This window comes from Allobosea eneae, from assembly GCF_042657265.1.
GTDB classification, from domain to species: Bacteria; Pseudomonadota; Alphaproteobacteria; order Rhizobiales; family Beijerinckiaceae; genus Allobosea; species Allobosea eneae.
Genome location: NZ_JBHSLW010000034.1, coordinates 256,800 through 274,307 on the forward strand (window position 1 = coordinate 256,800; position 17,508 = coordinate 274,307).

A 17,508-nucleotide genomic window follows, 5' to 3' on the forward strand; every position below is an offset into this window, starting at 1 on the left:
CGTTCTGGTCACGCGATTCTCGGGTCGACGCTGCGCGTCGCCCGAGAATGACGGCTGAGACTTAAGCCCCCAGCAGATCCACCAGCGGCGGGATCAGCGGCTCGTCGGCCGGCGGCATGGCAAGATCGCGCAGCTTGCCGGGGCGCACCCATTTCAGCGCCTGCCCCTCGCGCGAGGTCACCGTCCCCTCCCAGCGCCGGCAGATATAGAGTGGCATCAAGAGGTGGAAGTCGGGATAGGCGTAGCTGGCGAAGGTCAGCGGCGCGAGGCAGGCCTCCTTCACCTCGATGCCGAGCTCCTCGGCAAGCTCGCGGATCAGCGCCGGCTCCGGCCGCTCGCCGGCCTCCAGCTTGCCGCCTGGGAACTCCCAGAGGCCGGCAAGCGCCTTGCCCTCGGGACGTTGGGTGACGAGCACGCGATTGTCGGAATCGACCAGCGCGCAGGCGACGACGAGCAGCAGTTTCACGAAGGGCTAATGTCCCGAGAGGATGACCTCGACCGGCTCCGTTTCCTTGCCGGTCAGCGTGACCTCGTCATAGACCGTGCCGCCCTCGCGGAAAACCTGATCTTCCTCGCCCCAGATCACCTGGGTCGAGATGAAATAGCTGCCGGGCGCGACTTTGTCGAAGCTGAACCGGCCATTCGCCGCCGTTTTCGTCGTCCGGGTGAATTCGGCATAGTGCGGATCGACCTGCTCGCTGGGATAGCGCCAGTGCGGCAGGAACTTGGCCTTGCCGAAGACGCTCGTGAAACGCTCGCGGGCGTAAGTCGTCGCCGGGATCAGCCTGACGACCTCGCCTGCGGCATTGACCACCTGCCCCTTGGAACGTGTCCGGAAGGCATGGCCGACGATGACACCGGTTCCGGCTTTGCGGATGAAGGCCGCCTCCTCCGCCGAGAAGGATGACGTCGTCACCGGTCCTTGCACACAGGCACCCAGCAAGGCCGCGAGGCCCAGCACGCATGCGATTCTTGTCATCCGGCACGTCCCCCCGCAGGCGCCGTCGAGACCAGGAAGACGCCAGCAAGGATGATGCAACCTCCGATGACCTGCCGCAACTCCAGCGTTTCGCCGAGCACGAGCACACCCATCGCGACAGCGACAGCCGGAACCAGATAGCCGGTCATCGCCGCCCGTGTCGGCCCGGCCGCACGGATCAGCCGCATGAAGAACGCCACCGGCATCGCTGTTGCGAACACGCCGAGCGCCAGCGCGGCCTGCCAATGCGGGGCCAGGGCCAGAAGTGCCCCCCAGCCGGAGACCGTCAGCGTCAGCAACAGCGCCCCGGTGCCGGAGATCATCTGCTGGCCGAGTGCGAGCCGGATCGGATCGCCCGCTCGCGGCGGCACGGCGCGCGTGTAGAGGTTGGCGCATGCATAGGACAGCGTCGCGCCGACCATGGCGAGCAGGCTGAGCGCCGTGCCGCCGCCCTCGATCAGGCGCGGCCCGATCAGGATGGCGACGCCGGCCATGCCGATGAGGATGCCGACGAGCCGGCGCCGGCTCAGTTGCTCCTCCGCGAACAGGACATGCGCGAACAAAGCCGTGACCAGCGGCCCTGCCGCCTGGATCATCGCGGCCGGGCCGCTGGCGAGCTGGATCAGCGCATAGGCGACAAGGACATTTGGCAGCCAGCCATTGCAGGTGCCGAGCACGAGCCAGTGCCGGAATTCGTGGCGACGCGGCAGCGGGCTTTGGCCGCGCGCCATGACGAAAAGGGCCAGCGTCGCGGCTCCGAGCAGGCCGCGCCCGGCGGCGATCGCCCAGGGCGTGACCTCGCCAGCCATCAGCTTGATGAACAGATAGCTGCTGCCCCAGAGGAAGGAGCAGGTTGCGAGGTTGCCGACGATGAAGCTCTTGCTCGGGCCTGCCGAGCCGGAAGGCTCAGGAGCGGTAGTCGCCGTTGATTTCGACATAGGCCTTGGTCAGGTCGCAGGTCCAGACCGTGGCCTTGCCGCGGCCGAGGCCGAGATCGGCGGTGACGACGATGTGCTCGCCCTTCATGTAGTCGGAGACGGCCTGCTCGTCATATGATCCGGCCCTCGCACCGGCTTCCGCCACCTTGATCGCGCCGAAGGAGATGTCGAGCCTGTCGCGATCGGCCGGCTCGCCGGCCTTGCCGACGGCCATGACGATGCGGCCCCAATTGGCGTCCTCGCCGGCGACCGCCGTCTTCACCAGCGGCGAATTGGCGATCGAGAGCGCGACCTTCTTGGCCGAACGCGACGACTGCGCCCCGACGACGCGGACCTCGACGAATTTGCGGGCGCCCTCGCCGTCCTTGCAGACCAGATGCGACAGCTCGAGCAGCAGCGCGTTCAGCGCCCGCTTGAAGCCGGAGAGCCGGGCATCGCCGGGGTCGGTGATCTCCGGCACGCCTCGGGCTTTCGCCTTGCCCGTCGAGAACAGCATCAGCGTGTCGGAGGTCGAGGTGTCGCTGTCGACGGTGATCGCGTTGAACGAGCCCTTCACGCCCTTCGACAGCAAGGCCTGCAGCACCGGCGCAGCGATCGGCGCATCGGTGAAGACGAAGGAGAGCATCGTCGCCATGTCGGGCGCGATCATGCCGGCGCCCTTGGCAACGCCGGCGATAATGACCTCATGCCCGTCGATCCTGGCTTTGCGCGAGACCGTCTTCGGGAAGGTGTCTGTGGTCATGATCGCCTTGGCGGCATCCAACCAGGGGCCGTCGGCGGCGCGCTTGGCGCAATCGGCCAGCACGCCCTCGAACTTGCTCGCGTCTAGCGGCTCGCCGATCACGCCGGTCGAGGCGATGAACACCTCCTCCGCCTTGCAGCCGGCGGCCTTGGCCGCGATCTTCGCGGTCAGCGCCACCGAGTCACGGCCCTTCAGGCCGGTGAAGGCGTTGGCGTTGCCGGAATTGACGACGATGGCGCGCGCCCTGCCCTGTGCCAGGTTCTCGCGGCACCAGTCGACCGGGGCCGAGGGGCATTTCGAGCGGGTGAAGACGCCTGCGACCTGCGAGCCCTCGTCGAGCAGGACGAGCAGGACGTCGGTGCGGCCCTTGTAGCGGATGCCGGCTTCGGCGGTGGCGAAGCGCACGCCCGGCACGGCCGGCACCTTGGGCTGGCGCTTAGGTGCGAGCGGAGAAACGGGAACATCCTTGCCAGCCATCATGCGCCTCCTCGTATCGTTGGCCCGATGTGCCGCAGCCGCGGGACGAAGACAAGAGTCGGAACCCCTCCAAAAGCAAACGCCCGGGCATGGCCCGGGCGCATCACGACGATCCGATGAAAATCGCGGCTGATCAGGGCTTCTTCGGCTCGGCCGGAGCCGGGGTCGCCGGAGCGGCCGGCTTGTCAAGGCGCTCGACCTTGGCCTTGTCGCGCAGCGCCACGATGATGTCCTGCTGCGCCTTGCGGACCAGATACTGGTCGATCTGCGGCTTCACCTCGTCGAAGCTCGGCAGCGGCTTGGTGCGCTTGTCCTCGAGCTTGATGACGTGCCAGCCAAACTGGCTCTTCACCGGCTCGGATACCTGGCCCTTCTCCAGCTTGAAGGCAGCCTCGGCGAATTCCGGCACCATCCGATCCTTGGCGAACCAGCCGAGATCGCCGCCCTCCTTGCCCGAGCCCGGATCCTTGGAGAGCTCGGCCGCGACCTTGGCGAAGTCCTCGCCCTTCTTCACCCGCTCCAGCGCCGCCTTGGCCTGCGCTTCCTCGGGCACCAGGATGTGGCGGGCGTGGACCTCTTCCTCGGGCTTCATCGCCTTGACGGTGTCGTCGAACAGCTTCTTCGCCGCTTCCGGAGTCGCCGCCTTCTTGGCTTCGCTCGTCAGGTACTCGTCGAGCAGCAGCTTGTCGCGGTTATAGGCGAGGCGCTTGGCGAACTCCGGCCCATCGCCGATCTTGGCGGCCGCAGCGGTCTTGGCGCCGAGCTTGAGGTCGACCAGGTAGTTGATCAGCTCCTCGCGCTTGCGCTCTTCCGGCATCTGCGCGGTGCGCTCGCCGAGGTCTTCTTCGGCGAGCTTGAGGTCGCCCTCGGTAATGGTGATGCCGTCGACCTTGGCGACGGGCTTGTCCTGCTGTGCGAGAGCCGGCACGGCGGCGAGCGCGAAGCCAATCGACAGCATGGCGAGACGGGAGGACAACATCGGTGCGGCCTTTCAACTGGACGGCGCGAAGATCGATCTCGCCGGCTGAGTGCCAGCAGAACGCGGCCTTGGCAAGACGAGGCCTCGCACATCAACGCGAGCCGGCTGGGCGGGTTCAATCCGCCGCAGCGGCCCCGACCTCTTGGAAGGTACCTCGTCGGACCCCACATCGGCGCGGACAAGCGCGTGCTGGACCACGCGCCCGCGCCCGTCTAAACACGCGCGTGAAATTCTAAGGTATCGCTTCGGCCGCGCCATCCGCGCCGGCCGGATCGCCATTGAAAGGCCAGACATGCTTGGCGCGCTTGCAAAGAAACTCTTCGGCTCGTCGAATGATCGGCGGGTGAAGGGCTACCAACCCCGCGTCGCCGCGATCAACGCGCTCGAAGCCGAGGTCTCCCAGCTCTCCGACGAGGCTCTCCGCGCCCGTACCGAAACCTTCAAGCAGCAGCTCGCCGACGGCGCCAAGCTCGACGACCTCTTGGTCCCGGCCTTCGCCACCGTGCGCGAGGCGGCCAAGCGCGTGCTCGGCCAGCGCCATTTCGACGTCCAGCTGATCGGCGGCATGGTGCTGCACGAGGGCGCGATCGCCGAGATGAAGACCGGCGAAGGCAAGACCCTGGTCGCGACCCTGCCGGTCTATCTGAATGCGCTCGCCGGCAAGGGCGTCCACGTCGTCACCGTCAACGACTACCTCGCCCGCCGCGATGCCGAGTGGATGGGCAAGATCTACAACTTCCTCGGACTCACCTACGGCATCATCGTGCACGGCCTTGACGACGAGGAGCGCCAGCGCGCCTATGCCTGTGACATCACCTACGGCACCAACAACGAATTCGGCTTCGACTATCTGCGCGACAACATGAAGTACGAGGTCGCGCAGATGAGCCAGCGCGGCCATCATTTTGCGATCGTCGACGAGGTCGACTCGATCCTGATCGACGAAGCCCGTACCCCGCTGATCATCTCCGGCCCGCTCGACGACAAGTCGGACCTGTATGTCGCGATCGACAAGGTTCTGCCCAAGCTGATCAAGACCGATTTCGAGGTCGACGAGAAGCAACGCACTGTCGCCCTGACCGAGGCCGGCAACGAGCATATCGAGGAGCTGCTGCGCGAGGCGGGCCTCCTCACGGAGGGCGATCTCTACGATTCCGCCAATGTCACGCTCGTCCACCACGTCAACCAAGCGCTGCGTGCGCACTCGCTCTTCACGCGCGACAAGGACTACATCGTCCGCAACGACGAGGTGGTGATCATCGACGAGTTCACCGGCCGCATGATGCCGGGCCGGCGCTATTCGGAAGGCCTGCACCAGGCGCTCGAGGCCAAGGAAGGCGTCACCGTCCAGCCCGAGAACGCGACGCTCGCCTCGATCACCTTCCAGAATTATTTCCGGCTCTACAAGAAGCTCGCCGGCATGACCGGCACCGCCGGCACCGAGGCCGACGAGTTCGAGCAGATCTACAAGCTGGAAGTGGTCGAGATCCCGACCAATGTCCCGGTCGCCCGTATCGACGACGACGACGAGGTCTATCGCAGCTTCCCGGAAAAGGTGAAGGCGATCATCAAGGAGCTGGAGCGCGCCAGCGAGCGCCTGCAGCCGGTCCTGGTGGGCACCGCCTCGATCGAGAAATCTGAGCAGATCGCCGAGATGCTGGTCGCCGCCGGCTTCAAGCAGATCGACTTCTCGCAGCCCGATGCGCTCGACCGGCTCTACGCCTCGGCCCGCTCCGGCAAGAGCAGCAAGCAGTTCGCCGTGCTGAACGCCCGCTTCCACGAGCAGGAAGCCTTCATTGTCGCCGAGGCCGGCGTGCCCGGCGCGATCACCATCGCCACCAACATGGCCGGGCGCGGCACCGACATCAAGCTCGGCGGCAATGTCGAGATGCGCGTCGCGGCCGAGACCGCGGGCATGGAGGACGGGCCGGAGAAGGATGCCAAGATCAAGGAGATCGAGGCCGAGGTCGCCCGCTTCAAGGAGATCGTCCTCAACGCTTCTGAGACGATCGAGCTCGAGCCGGCCAAGGGCTCGCGCCCGGCCAAGACCATGACCCGCCCCGGCGGTCTCTACATCATCGGCACCGAGCGCCATGAGAGCCGCCGCATCGACAACCAGCTGCGCGGCCGCGGCGGCCGCCAGGGCGATCCTGGCCGCTCCAAGTTCTTCCTGTCGCTGCAGGACGATCTGATGCGCATCTTCGGCTCCGACCGAATGGACGGCATGCTGCAGAAGCTCGGGCTGCAGGAGGACGAGGCGATCGTCCATCCCTGGATCAACAAGGCGGTCGAGAAGGCGCAGGGCAAGGTCGAGGCCCGCAACTTCGACATCCGCAAGAACATCCTGAAATACGACGACGTCATGAACGACCAGCGCAAGGTCGTGTTCGAGCAGCGTCGCGATTTCATGCGCGAGGCCAGCGTGCGCGAGACCATCGACGATATGCGCCATGGCGTCGTCGAGGACACCGTCTCCCGCCGCATCCCCGAGGATGCCTATCCCGAACAATGGGACGCCGCCGGCCTGAAGCAGGACGTCGTTACCTATCTCAACCTCGACCTGCCGATCGAGGACTGGGCCAAGGAAGAGGGTATCGCCGACGCCGAGCTTCGCGAGCGCATCCGCAAGATCGCCGATGACGACTACGCCGCGCGCATCGAGCGGAACACCGAGGAGGTGATGACCTACATCGAGAAGCAGGTGCTGCTGCAGACGCTCGACCATCTCTGGCGCGAGCACCTCGTAACCCTCGATCATCTGCGCCAGGTCATCGGCTGGCGCGGCTACGCCCAGCGCGACCCGCTGAACGAGTACAAGCAGGAAGCCTTCGAGCTGTTCGACGGGCTGATCGGGCGCTTGCGCGAGCAGGTCACCGGCAATCTGATGCGCGTCGAGGTCCGCTTCGAACAGCCTCCGGAAGGCGGCCAGACCTTCGACCAGGGCGGCGGTGACAACCTGCCGCCCCCGCCGGCCGGCTTCTTCGCTAACCAGCCGCAATTCGCCGCGACCGATGGCGATCTCGCCGTCGCCGAGCGCAATCCGGCCGACCCTGCGACCTGGGGCAAGGTCGGCCGCAACGAGCTCTGCCCCTGTGGCTCCGGCAAGAAGTTCAAGCACTGCCACGGCCAGTTCGTCTGAGCTGGTCTTCCGGCCCTGACGACCAGATCAAGAAGCTCCGGCCGGCCGCCGAAGCTTTTTTCTTGCGGCCAGCCTGGTCGCCTGCATCCTTGCGAAGAGAGATCAGGCTGTGGAGCCATCCGTGACTGAGGCAGCGTTCGAGATTCGGCTCGACTACACGTTCGAAGAGTTCGTGCAGTATCAGGCGCTCGAATCCAGCCGGCGGCAGGCGCTGGTGAAGGCGTCAGCCTGGCAAGGCTGGCCGGCCTTGATCGGCCTGGGCTGCGTGCTCGCTCTGCTCGCCGCTGGGCTCGCCGTCGCCAGCGGCGCGTCGCAGCTGCGTGCTGGCGGCACGATCGCGATGCTGGCCTTCGCCGCCTTCTGGCTCGGCCTCTGGGCGCCCTCTCTCGTCGCCCGCCTCTCCGCAACGCGCCAGGAGCAGGCCGCCTTCGCTGATTTCATGGCGGAGTGGCGCGATAGCCGCGTCCTTGTCACGCAGGCCGGCCTGTGGACGCGCAGCCGCGCGATGCGCGGCTTCATGCCGTTCTCCGCGATCCGCTCGGCGACGGTCGGTCACGGCCTGTTGTCGCTGTGGCCGGAGGCCGGAGCACCGATCGGCCTGCCGCTGCGGCTGCTGAATCCGGACCAACAGGCGCGGCTCGTCGCCCTAGCCGGCAAATCGGAGAAACCGACCGCGCTGAGCAGCCCGGCCTGAAGCGCTCAGGCCGAACGCAGGAGCCGGCGCGGCACGCCCCGGCGCGCCAATCCTTCGTAGTAGCGGCGGGCGCCGATGAACGGCGTCTCGCGGTTGCGTTCTGCAAAGGGGCCGATCCCGACCTGGCTTGCCGCCAGCTGGACAAGAAAGGCGGCGGGCACGCGGGAGATGGTCTCCTCCCGACCGGTCGAGGTGGCCGCACCGGTCGATTCTGTCTCAGCCATCGTCCCGCTCCGAAAAACCAGGGGTTCCACGAGCGATCGCAGCAATCGGCGTGCCGATCTTAACCGTTCATTCACGCAGACACACGCATCGTTTCGGGACAGTTCTCTGTAAGCCGTCTCCAGAATGGGACGGCTCCCCCACTCCGTCGTCCGAGGCAGCCGCACCATGTCTGCGCCGTCCCTGTTCGGTTCCCGCGACGAGAGAATCGTCGAGCCGCGCAGTCTGCTCTCATCGATTGGCGAAGTGGCCTATAGCTGGGACATCGGCAGCGACACGCTGAGCTGGGGCCCGAACGTGGCCGAGGTTCTTGGCCCGGTCGCCGCGACTGTGCTGCAGCGGGGCCTCGCCTTCGCCGGACTGGTCGAGCCCGGCAGCGGCCGCAGCCGCTACGACGCGATCTTCTCCTCGGGCGGACATGATGTCGGCGACGGCGCGGTCTATCGGACGCGCTATGCCGCCGATCTCGCTGGCCGCAAGATGTGGATCGAGGATGCGGGACGCTGGTTCGCCGGCATCGATGGCCGTCCAGCCCGGGCACGCGGGGTGTTGCGGCTCGAACGCGCCGTGCGGCCCGAGGAACTCGCGTCCTCCGACACCGACCTCTGTGATCGCGATGCCCTGGTCGAGCGCGTTGACGAGCTGCTGGCCGAGCATTTGCCGGCGGAGCGCCCCGTGGTCGTGCTGATCGCGGCGATCGGGGAGCTGTCGCGGCTCAACGCGGATTTCGGCCACGAAGGCACCGAGGAGATCATCGAAGAAGTCCGCCAGCGCCTGCATTCAGTCATGCGCCGGCGCGACCAGCTGATGCATTATTCCGGCAACCGCTTCGCCATCCTGCTCACCGGCTGCCCAGCGAACCAGATCGAGGCGGCGGCGCAGCGCTTCGTCAAGGCGGTGGCGCGCTCGGCGGTCGAGACTTCGCGCGGGATCGCGCTGACGCGACTGCGTGTCGGCGCCGCGCTCGCGCCCGATCTGTCCCGCCACGGCTCGATGCTGGTCAAGGCGGCGGAGAACGCGCTCGCCGGCGCCGAGGCGGCGGGGCTCGACAATGCCGTGATCGCGCGCCGGCCGCTCGTGGCCGAGGCCGGCGGCGTCGCGCCGAGGCTCGATCTCGAAGCGGTCGCCGCGCTCAACGAGCGCAAGGTGCGGCTGGCCTTCCAGCCGGTGGTGACGGCGAAGGACCGTACATTCGCGTTCAACGAGGCGCTGTTGCGGGTCGAGCGCCCGCAAGGCGACTTCCTCGCCGCGGCCGAACTGGTGCCCCTGCTCGAACGGCGAGGCCTGGTCGGCTTGTTCGACCATCGCGTGCTGGAGCTCGCCATGACGCATCTGGCGCAGCGGCCGGAGGCGATCCTGTCGATCAACGTCTCGCCGCGCACGCTGGCGGAAGCCGATTGGATCGAAGGCTTCGAGGCGAGCGCCCGGGCGAATCCGGCTGCGGCCAAGCGCCTGATCGTCGAGGTCACGGAGACGGCGACGATCGCGGATCCCGAACGAATGGCCAAGCTGCTGATCCGGATCAAGCAGCGCGGCGCCCGCATCGCGATCGACGATTTCGGCGCAGGCCACACCTCGCTCCGGCATCTGCGCGCCTTTCCGATCGACATTCTCAAGCTCGACGGCGCCTTCACGCAGAATCTGCGGCGCTCGACCGACGACCGCTTCTTCGTGCGCACCCTGCTGGAGCTGGCTCACCATCTCGGCGTCGAGACGGTCGCCGAATGGGTCGACGACGAGCTGCAGGCTTCGATGCTGTGCGACTGGGGCGTGACCTATCTGCAGGGGCATCTGGTCGGCAAGGCCGAGCTGTCGCTGCCGGGCGAGGCGCAGGATCGGCCGCCACTGCGCGCGACAGCCTGACATCCCGCCCGGGCCTGCCGGGCGGAATCCTCTGCCGGCAAGCCCGCCGATCGAAGCGACGTCACCGCCTCACTTGTCTTTGGCCAGTCTGTCGAGCCGCTCGCGCATCTCGTTGAGCTCGCGCTTGAGATCGCTGAGCTCGCCGCTCTCGCCCTGGGCCGGGGCTTCGCCACGGCTCTTCGCAGCGGCTGCAGCCGCGAACGGGTTGAACAGCCGGAAGGCCTCGGTGAACATCGCCATGTTGGCGCGGGTCTGGGCCTGGAGCGCGTCGATCGCGCCAGTGCCGAAGGCCTTGCTCATCTGCTCGCGGAACTTGTTCTGGTCCTGCGTCAGATTCTCCATCGAGAATTCGAGATAGCGTGGCACCAGGGCCTGCATGCTGTCGCCATAGAAGCGGATCAGCTGGCGCAGGACGGTGATCGGCAGAAGGTTCTGCCCGTCCTTGCTCTCTTCCTCGAAGATGATCTGGGCCAGCACCGAGCGGGTGATGTCCTCGCCGCTCTTGGCGTCGTAGACGACGAAATCCTCGCCCTTGCGCACCAGGCCGGCCAGATCCTCCAGCGTCACGTAGGAGCTCGTACCTGTATGGTATAGCCTGCGATTGGCGTACTTCTTGATGACAGTCGGTTCTTTGTCGCTGGCCATCGACACCCACGCGGCTAGTTGCGGCCAAGCCTCAGGGATCGGGCAAGGCCGGAGAACGGTCCCGGAAGGAACGATAACCCTTCGGCTGCTTGCTGCAAGTTTTTTAAGCGCGAGACACTAGCGCGCCGAGTTTGCCTCGAAGATGAGCTTGGCCCTTTGCCGTCTTGACGGCGTCGTTTCACGCTTCGAAGGTGGGTGAGACAAGCCGGCCGTGTGGCTGGCAGAAATGAACCGGAGGACGGGCCAATGGCTGAAAATGACATCGTGATCGTCGGCGCAGCGCGCACAGCTGTAGGCTCGTTCAACGGCGCCTTCGCCAACACGCCGGCTCACGATCTCGGCTCGGCAGTGATCAAGGACGTGCTGAAGCGCGCCAAGGTCGACGCCGGTGAGGTCGACGAGGTCATCCTCGGCCAGGTGCTGACCGCGGCGCAGGGCCAGAACCCGGCCCGCAAGGCGGCGGTCGATGCCGGCGTGCCGCAGGGCGCGACCGCCTGGGGTCTCAATCAGGTCTGCGGTTCGGGCCTGCGCGCGGTGGCGATCGGCATGCAGCAGATCGCCAATGGCGATGCCGACATCATCGTCGCCGGCGGCCAGGAATCGATGTCGCTCTCGGCCCATGCCGCCCATATGCGCGCCGGCACCAAGATGGGCGACGTCAAGTTCATCGACACGATGATCAAGGACGGCCTCTGGGACATCTTCCACGGCTATCACATGGGCACCACCGCCGAGAACGTCGCGACCAAATGGCAGATCAGCCGGGAGGAACAGGACGCTTTCGCCGTCGGCTCGCAGAACAAGGCCGAGGCGGCAAGGAAGGCCGGCCGCTTCAAGGACGAGATCGCGCCGATCACGATCTCGACCCGCAAGGGCGACATCGTCGTGGATACCGACGAGTACATCCGCGACGGCGCGACGCTGGAAGCGATGGCCAAGCTGAAGCCCGCCTTCTCGAAGGACGGCACGGTCACCGCCGGCAACGCCTCGGGCATCAATGACGGCGCCGCCGCGCTGGTGCTGATGACCGCGAAGGAGGCGAGCAAGCGAGGGCTGACCCCGCTCGCCCGTATCGCCTCCTGGGCGACCGCCGGCGTCGATCCGGCGATCATGGGCTCGGGCCCGATCCCGGCGACCCGCAAGGCGCTGGAGAAGGCCGGCTGGAAGGTCGGCGATCTCGACCTCGTCGAGGCCAACGAGGCCTTCGCGGCGCAGGCGCTGGCGGTGAACAAGGACCTGGGCTGGAACCCCGACATCGTCAACGTCAATGGCGGCGCGATCGCGATCGGCCACCCGATCGGCGCGTCCGGCGCGCGCGTGCTGGTGACGCTGCTGCACGAAATGGCCAGGCGCGACGCCAAGAAGGGCCTCGCCACGCTCTGCATCGGCGGCGGCATGGGCATCGCCCTGGCGGTGGAGCGCTGAGCAGCGCGCCGCCATGCCGAAGCAGACCACGCTCTACCGCTATCTCACCGGCCCCGATGACGCCTCGTTCTGTCATCGGGTCTCGGAAGCGCTGAGCCGTGGCTGGGTGCTCTACGGACATCCGACCCTGACCTATGACGAGAAGACAGGGCGGGTGATCTGCGGGCAGGCGATCATCAAGGATGTCGACCGGGCTTACGAGCCCGGTCTCGATCTCAGCCGGGAATAACGCTCAGCAAAGAACAACGCGGTCTCAATAGCCGGCCCAAAAGGGGAGAAGACGACAATGGCGAAAGTTGCACTGGTGACGGGCGGGTCCCGCGGCATCGGCGAGGCGATCTCGAAAGGCTTGAAGGCGGCCGGCTATACTGTAGCGGCGAGCTATGCCGGCAATGACGAGGCTGCAGCCAAGTTCACCGCCGAGACCGGCATCAAGACCTATAAATGGGACGTCTCGGACTATGACGCCTGCGTCGCAGGGATCGCCAAGGTCGAGGCCGAACTCGGGCCGGTCGACGTGCTCGTCAACAATGCCGGCATCACCCGCGACGGCATGTTCCACAAGATGACCAAGGAGCAGTGGGACGCGGTCATCAACACCAACCTCAACTCGCTCTTCAACATGACCCGCCCGGTCTGGGAGGGCATGCGTTCGCGCAAGTTCGGCCGCGTCATCTGCATTTCGTCGATCAATGGCCAGAAGGGCCAGATGGGCCAGGTGAACTATTCCGCCGCCAAGGCCGGCGACATCGGCTTCGTCAAGGCGCTGGCGCAGGAGGGCGCACGGGCCGGCATCACGGTGAATGCGATCTGCCCCGGCTATATCGCGACCGAGATGGTCAAGGCGATCGACCCGGCCGTGATCGAGAAGTCGATCCTGCCGCATATCCCGGTCGGGCGCCTCGGCGAGCCCGAGGAGATCGCGCGGGCGGTCGTGTTCCTGGCCAGCGACGAGGCCGGCTTCATCACCGGCTCGACCCTCTCCGCCAATGGCGGACAGTACATGGCCTGACGCCGGTCAGCAGCTGATATGCGAAGGGCGGAGCACAGGCTCCGCCCTTTTTCGTTGCGCTCGTTTCCGCAGCGGTCAGCCGCGCGCTTCCTTCGGGAGCAGGAAGGTGAGCAGGCCGAAGGCCGGCAGCCAGGCGCAGAGCCAGAAGACCTGGATGATGCCGATCCTGTCGGCGAGGGCGCCGAGCGCCGCAGCGGCAAGGCCGCCGAGGCCGAAGGCCAGGCCGTAGAACAGCCCGCCGACCAGGCCGACGCGGTGCGGCACCAGGTCGATCGCGTAGATCAGGATCGCCGAGAAGGCGCTCGCCATGATGAAGCTGATGATCACGCTGAGGATCGCGGTCCAGAGCAAGTCGGCATAGGGCAAAGCGAGCGCGAAGGGCAGGCAGCCGAGGATCGACAGCCAGATCACGCGGTGGCGGCCGATCCGGTCGCCGATCATGCCGCCGATGATCACGCCGACCGCGCCGACGACGAGATAGAGGAAGAGCAGGATCTGCGAGAGCTGCAGCGAAACCTGGAAACGCTCGATCAGATAAAAGGTGTAATAGGAGGTGAAGGAGGCCGTATAGGCGTTCTTCGAGAACAGGATGACGATCAGCACCGCCATGGCGAGCAGGACCTTGCCGCGCGACATGCCATGCGAGGCGACGTCGTCGGCATGCGCCTTCGAGGCGACCTGCTCCTTGCGGAAGGCGGAATAGCGCGAGCCGATCCAGGCCATCAGCAGCATGGCGACCAGCACGATGCCGGAGAACCAGGACAGGCTCTGCTGTCCGTTCGGCACGACCACGGCGGCGGCGAGCAAGGGGCCGATCGCGTAGCCGGCATGGCCGCCGACCTGGAACACGCCCTGAGCCAGCCCCTGGCGTCCAGCGGCGGCATGGCGGGCCATGCGGGTCGCCTCGGGATGGAACACGGCCGAACCGGTGCCGACCAGGGCGGCGGCGACCAGTACCATGCCGTAGCTATGGGCGAAGGCGAGCGAGAGCAGGCCGGCCAGCGTCGCGCCCATGCCCGCGACCATCGCATAGGGCCAGGGCTTCTTGTCGGTGACATAGCCGAGGACAGGCTGCAGCAGCGACGAGGTGACCTGGAAGGCCAGCGTGATCAGGCCGATCTGCACGAAATCGAGCTGATAAGTCTCCTTGATCAGCGGGTAGACCGCCGGGATCATCGACTGGATGAGGTCGTTGAGCAGATGGGCGACGCTGAGGGCCGCCAGGACCGGCATCAACGGGCGGGCGGCCGTCGGCAAGGGGAGCGTGGTCATGGCGCACGCTTGCGCCAGCGCGCGGACCCGGTCAATCGCCGGGCAAAGCGCGCTATGCATGGCCGCCATCGCGCAGAAGCCGTGACGCAAGTACGGCGGTCAGGGGATCTATCTTCAGGAGAGAGCGACCCCGAAGCGACGGCGGTAGTCGGCCGGGGCGAGCCCGGTGATGCGCTGGAACAGCTTGCGGAAGGCCGAGGCGTCCTCGTAGCCGACATCCCAGGCGATCTGCGCGACCGGACGGCGGCTCAATTCCAGAGCCTCGCGTGCCCTCGCGATACGGATTTGCTGGGCATATTCGGTCGGGCGCAGGCCGGTTGCCTTGCGGAAGCGGCGCAGGAAGGTGCGCTCCTCCAGCCCGGCCCGCTTCGCCAGCGCCGGCACGTCGTGATCCCTGGCCCCGCTCGCCTGCAGCCAGTGCTGCACCTTGAGGATCGCGGCGTCGCCATGGTCGAGCCGCGGCACGAAATGGCCATAGGGCTGCTGTGTGCGTCCGGGCGGATCGATCAGCAGGAAGCGCGCGGTCTCCAGCATCACGCTCGGCCCGAGCAGACGCTCGACCAGGGTCAGGCCGAGATCGGTCCACGCCAGAATGCCGCCGGCGGTGATGATGTCGCCATCGTCGATCACCATACGGTCGGTATCCACCTTCGCGGCCGGAAAGCGCGCCGCCAGCTCCTGTGCGAAGGCCCAATGCGTCGTCGCTTCGCGGCCTTCCAGCAATCCGGCCTCGCCGAGCAGGAAGGCGCCGGCGCAGACCGAGCACAGCGTCGTACCCTCGCCATGACGGTCGGCCAGCCAGGTCGCAAGGTCGTTCAAGGGCTGCATCTTCGCCGGCATGACCAGACTCGGCGGTGCGATCAGATGGCTCGGATCGTGCGCCGGACCGGGATGGCTGTCGAAGACGCACTCCACGCCGGTGCCGACCGCCGCCTGACGCCAATGGCTGACACGGATAGCGGGCGCCTCAGGGCCGGCGCGGTCCCGGCTCATCTCGCCGGCGATCCGGAACAGATCGGTCAAGCCGTAGACGGCTGCGAGCTGCACATCCGGATAGAGCAGCAGCCCGATCTCTGCGACAATCTGCTTCCCTGTCGTCATGTTGTCAGTTTTGCCTTGCTGATTGTCGGTTCCGCCAAGCGGCAGCATGCGATGCCCCGCCTATAACCGTCCACATCGAACGGCGACGATCCTGTCGCCCGGAATGCCGAAGGAGAGGACAGATGAGCACGATCACCACCAAGGACGGCACCGAGATCTTCTACAAGGACTGGGGCCCGAAGGACGCGCAGCCGATCGTCTTCCACCATGGCTGGCCGCTCAGCGCCGACGATTGGGACAACCAGATGCTGTTCTTCCTGCATCAGGGTTTTAGGGTGATCGCGCATGACCGCCGCGGCCATGGCCGCTCCAGCCAGACCGCGACCGGCAACGAGATGGACACCTACGCCGCCGACGTCGCCGAGCTCGCCGCCCATCTCAACCTGCGCAACGCCGTCCATATCGGCCACTCCACCGGTGGCGGCGAGGTCGCCCATTACGTCGCGCGGGCTGAAGCAGGCCGCGTCGCCAAGGCGGTGCTGATCGGCGCGGTGCCGCCGATCATGGTCAAGTCCGACAAGAACCCGGGCGGCCTGCCGATCGAGGTCTTCGACGGCTTCCGCGCTGCGCTCGTCGCCAATCGCGCCCAGTTCTATGTCGACGTCCCCGCCGGCCCGTTCTACGGCTTCAATCGCGAGGGCGCGAAGGTTTCGCAGGGCATCATCGACAATTGGTGGCGGCAGGGCATGATGGGCGGCGCCAAGGCCCATTACGATTGCATCAAGGCCTTCTCCGAGACCGACTTCACCGAGGACCTGAAGGCGATCGAGGTGCCGGTGCTGGTGATGCATGGCGATGACGACCAGATCGTTCCCTATGCGGACTCCGCCCCGCTCTCGGTCAAGCTGCTGAAGAACGGCACGCTGAAGACCTATGCCGGCCTGCCGCACGGCATGTGCACCACCCATCCCGACGTGATCAACGCCGACCTGCTCGCCTTCATCAAGAGCTGATGCAAGAAGGGGGCCGAGCCCTCGGCCTCCTCTCATTCCGACAAGATTGCCGGTTGGGCCGCTGCATCGGTCCCGCCGGCTTTTTTTGCGCACCATGCCGGCCGCTGGCGGAGAATGGGCTGGCGAGGTGGCGACGCAGCGCTTAACGGGTTTGGCGTCGCAGCTCTGAATTCGTCCCATGACCTCCCGCACCGCCACCATGACCGGCTCCGTCGCCATCCTGCTCTGGTCGACCCTGGCGCTGTTCACCGCCATGTCCGGGCGGGTACCGCCGTTCCAGCTCGTCGCCATGACCTTCGTCATCGGCGGCGTGTTCGTGCTGGCGATTGCGGCCGCGCGCGGCCGCCTGCATCTGGCGCGGCCGACCCCGGCCTCCTTCCTGCTCGGGCTCTACGGCCCCTTCGGCGATACCGCGCTCTATTACGCCGCCGTGAAGACGGCGCCCGCAGCCGAGGCCAATCTGATCCATTATCTCTGGCCGCTGCTGATCGTGCTGTTCGCCGCGCTGCTGCCAGGCGGAGGGCTCAAGGCCCGCCATCTCATCGGGGCGCTGATCGGCCTCGTCGCCACGACAATGCTGATCTCCGGCAGCCTTGGTTCCGCCGGCGCGGGCATCCAGCTCGGCCATGTGCTGGCGGCGCTCGGCGCCTTCGTCTGGGCGAGCTATTCTGTGCTGTCGCGGCGCTTCGCCGGGGTGCCGTCGGAGAGCCTCGCGATCACCATGCTCGGCTGCGCGATTCCCGCCTTCGCCTGCCACCTCGCCTTCGAGACGACCTTGTGGGCGCCAAACGCGGTCGAATGGGGCGGCGTGCTCGGCCTCGGGCTGGGCTCGATCGGGCTCGCCTTCATCTGCTGGGACATCGGCATGAAGAAGGGCGATGTCGCCTTCCTCGGCGTCGCCTCCTACGCCGCGCCTGTGTTTTCGACCGTAATCCTGGTCATTGCCGGCTATGCGCCGGCGAGCTGGCTGCTGGCCATCTCCTGCGTGCTGATCGTCGTCGGCGCGCTGGTCGCGAGCTTCGGGCCAGCGGGACGAAGCACCGAGCCGAAGGCCGCCGGCGGCTAGG

General features: G+C 66.8%; 17 protein-coding genes. 8 read left to right on the forward strand and 9 right to left on the reverse strand.

Annotation, left to right across the window (positions count from 1 at the left end):
* Nucleotides 1-61: 61 nt before the first annotated feature.
* From mutT to ACFPOB_RS20995, 5 genes are all read right to left on the reverse strand, one after another.
* The gene (gene mutT, locus ACFPOB_RS20975; RefSeq protein ID WP_377800335.1) at nt 62-466 is read right to left on the reverse strand and encodes an 8-oxo-dGTP diphosphatase MutT; all 405 of its coding nucleotides are present in this window, start codon (nt 464-466) and stop codon (nt 62-64) included.
* A 6-nt stretch (nt 467-472) separates the two neighbouring features.
* Entirely contained in the window at nt 473-979 is a 507-nt protein-coding gene (locus ACFPOB_RS20980; RefSeq protein WP_377800336.1) for a carboxypeptidase regulatory-like domain-containing protein, read from the reverse strand.
* Complete coding sequence (locus tag ACFPOB_RS20985) at nt 976-1,917, reverse strand: DMT family transporter (protein ID WP_377800337.1); 942 nt, start codon at nt 1,915-1,917, stop codon at nt 976-978. Before ACFPOB_RS20985 ends, ACFPOB_RS20980 begins: the two co-directional genes overlap by 4 nt.
* On the reverse strand, nt 1,886-3,139 hold the full coding sequence (argJ, locus tag ACFPOB_RS20990) for a bifunctional glutamate N-acetyltransferase/amino-acid acetyltransferase ArgJ (protein WP_377800338.1): 1,254 nt from the start codon (nt 3,137-3,139) through the stop codon (nt 1,886-1,888). The genes ACFPOB_RS20985 and argJ overlap by 32 nt, the downstream gene beginning before the upstream one ends.
* A 130-nt stretch (nt 3,140-3,269) precedes the next feature.
* Nucleotides 3,270-4,115 carry a peptidylprolyl isomerase gene (locus ACFPOB_RS20995; protein ID WP_377800339.1) on the reverse strand — a complete coding sequence of 282 codons (846 nt, stop codon included), beginning with the start codon at nt 4,113-4,115 and terminating at the stop codon, nt 3,270-3,272.
* Nucleotides 4,116-4,407: 292 nt separating this feature from the next.
* On the opposite strand from ACFPOB_RS20995, the gene secA reads away from it, so the two are divergent.
* Both secA and ACFPOB_RS21005 read left to right on the forward strand, forming a co-directional pair.
* Entirely contained in the window at nt 4,408-7,254 is a 2,847-nt protein-coding gene (secA, locus tag ACFPOB_RS21000; RefSeq protein ID WP_377800340.1) for a preprotein translocase subunit SecA, read from the forward strand.
* A 121-nt stretch (nt 7,255-7,375) separates the two neighbouring features.
* Nucleotides 7,376-7,948 (forward strand): hypothetical protein, encoded by a 573-nt coding sequence (locus tag ACFPOB_RS21005; protein ID WP_377800341.1) that lies wholly within the window; start codon nt 7,376-7,378, stop codon nt 7,946-7,948.
* Nucleotides 7,949-7,953: 5 nt separating this feature from the next.
* Here ACFPOB_RS21005 and ACFPOB_RS21010 read toward each other — a convergent pair whose 3' ends face one another.
* Complete coding sequence (locus ACFPOB_RS21010; RefSeq protein WP_092157607.1) at nt 7,954-8,172, reverse strand: hypothetical protein; 219 nt, start codon at nt 8,170-8,172, stop codon at nt 7,954-7,956.
* A 166-nt stretch (nt 8,173-8,338) separates the two neighbouring features.
* Here ACFPOB_RS21010 and ACFPOB_RS21015 point away from each other — a divergent pair, with 166 nt between their 5' ends.
* Entirely contained in the window at nt 8,339-10,033 is a 1,695-nt protein-coding gene (locus ACFPOB_RS21015) for an EAL domain-containing protein (protein ID WP_377800342.1), read from the forward strand.
* A 69-nt stretch (nt 10,034-10,102) separates the two neighbouring features.
* Here ACFPOB_RS21015 and phaR read toward each other — a convergent pair whose 3' ends face one another.
* Complete coding sequence (phaR, locus tag ACFPOB_RS21020; protein ID WP_377800343.1) at nt 10,103-10,678, reverse strand: polyhydroxyalkanoate synthesis repressor PhaR; 576 nt, start codon at nt 10,676-10,678, stop codon at nt 10,103-10,105.
* 246 nt (nt 10,679-10,924) lie between these two features.
* Between phaR and ACFPOB_RS21025 the strand changes: the two genes are divergently transcribed.
* Genes ACFPOB_RS21025 through phbB form a run of 3 tightly spaced genes read left to right on the forward strand, consistent with a single transcriptional unit; the run spans nt 10,925 to nt 13,115 of the window.
* A complete protein-coding gene (locus ACFPOB_RS21025; RefSeq protein WP_377800344.1) occupies nt 10,925-12,103 on the forward strand; it encodes an acetyl-CoA C-acetyltransferase in 1,179 nt (392 codons plus the stop codon).
* 13 nt (nt 12,104-12,116) lie between these two features.
* Nucleotides 12,117-12,332 carry a DUF1737 domain-containing protein gene (locus tag ACFPOB_RS21030; protein WP_377800345.1) on the forward strand — a complete coding sequence of 72 codons (216 nt, stop codon included), beginning with the start codon at nt 12,117-12,119 and terminating at the stop codon, nt 12,330-12,332.
* A gap of 57 nt (nt 12,333-12,389) precedes the next feature.
* Nucleotides 12,390-13,115, forward strand: a complete 726-nt coding sequence (phbB, locus tag ACFPOB_RS21035; protein ID WP_377800346.1) for an acetoacetyl-CoA reductase — start codon at nt 12,390-12,392, stop codon at nt 13,113-13,115.
* A 75-nt stretch (nt 13,116-13,190) separates the two neighbouring features.
* On the opposite strand, the gene ACFPOB_RS21040 is transcribed toward phbB, so the two are convergent.
* Entirely contained in the window at nt 13,191-14,387 is a 1,197-nt protein-coding gene (locus tag ACFPOB_RS21040; RefSeq protein ID WP_377800347.1) for an MFS transporter, read from the reverse strand.
* Between the two features lie 114 nt (nt 14,388-14,501).
* Nucleotides 14,502-15,488, reverse strand: coding sequence for a GlxA family transcriptional regulator (locus tag ACFPOB_RS21045; protein ID WP_377800348.1), 987 nt, complete (start codon nt 15,486-15,488; stop codon nt 14,502-14,504).
* Nucleotides 15,489-15,610: 122 nt separating this feature from the next.
* Here ACFPOB_RS21045 and ACFPOB_RS21050 point away from each other — a divergent pair, with 122 nt between their 5' ends.
* Together ACFPOB_RS21050 and yddG are read left to right on the forward strand one after the other, a co-directional pair.
* Complete coding sequence (locus ACFPOB_RS21050; protein WP_377800349.1) at nt 15,611-16,441, forward strand: alpha/beta fold hydrolase; 831 nt, start codon at nt 15,611-15,613, stop codon at nt 16,439-16,441.
* Between the two features lie 178 nt (nt 16,442-16,619).
* A complete protein-coding gene (yddG, locus tag ACFPOB_RS21055) occupies nt 16,620-17,507 on the forward strand; it encodes an aromatic amino acid exporter YddG (RefSeq protein WP_377800350.1) in 888 nt (295 codons plus the stop codon).
* Nucleotide 17,508: the final 1 nt, after the last annotated feature.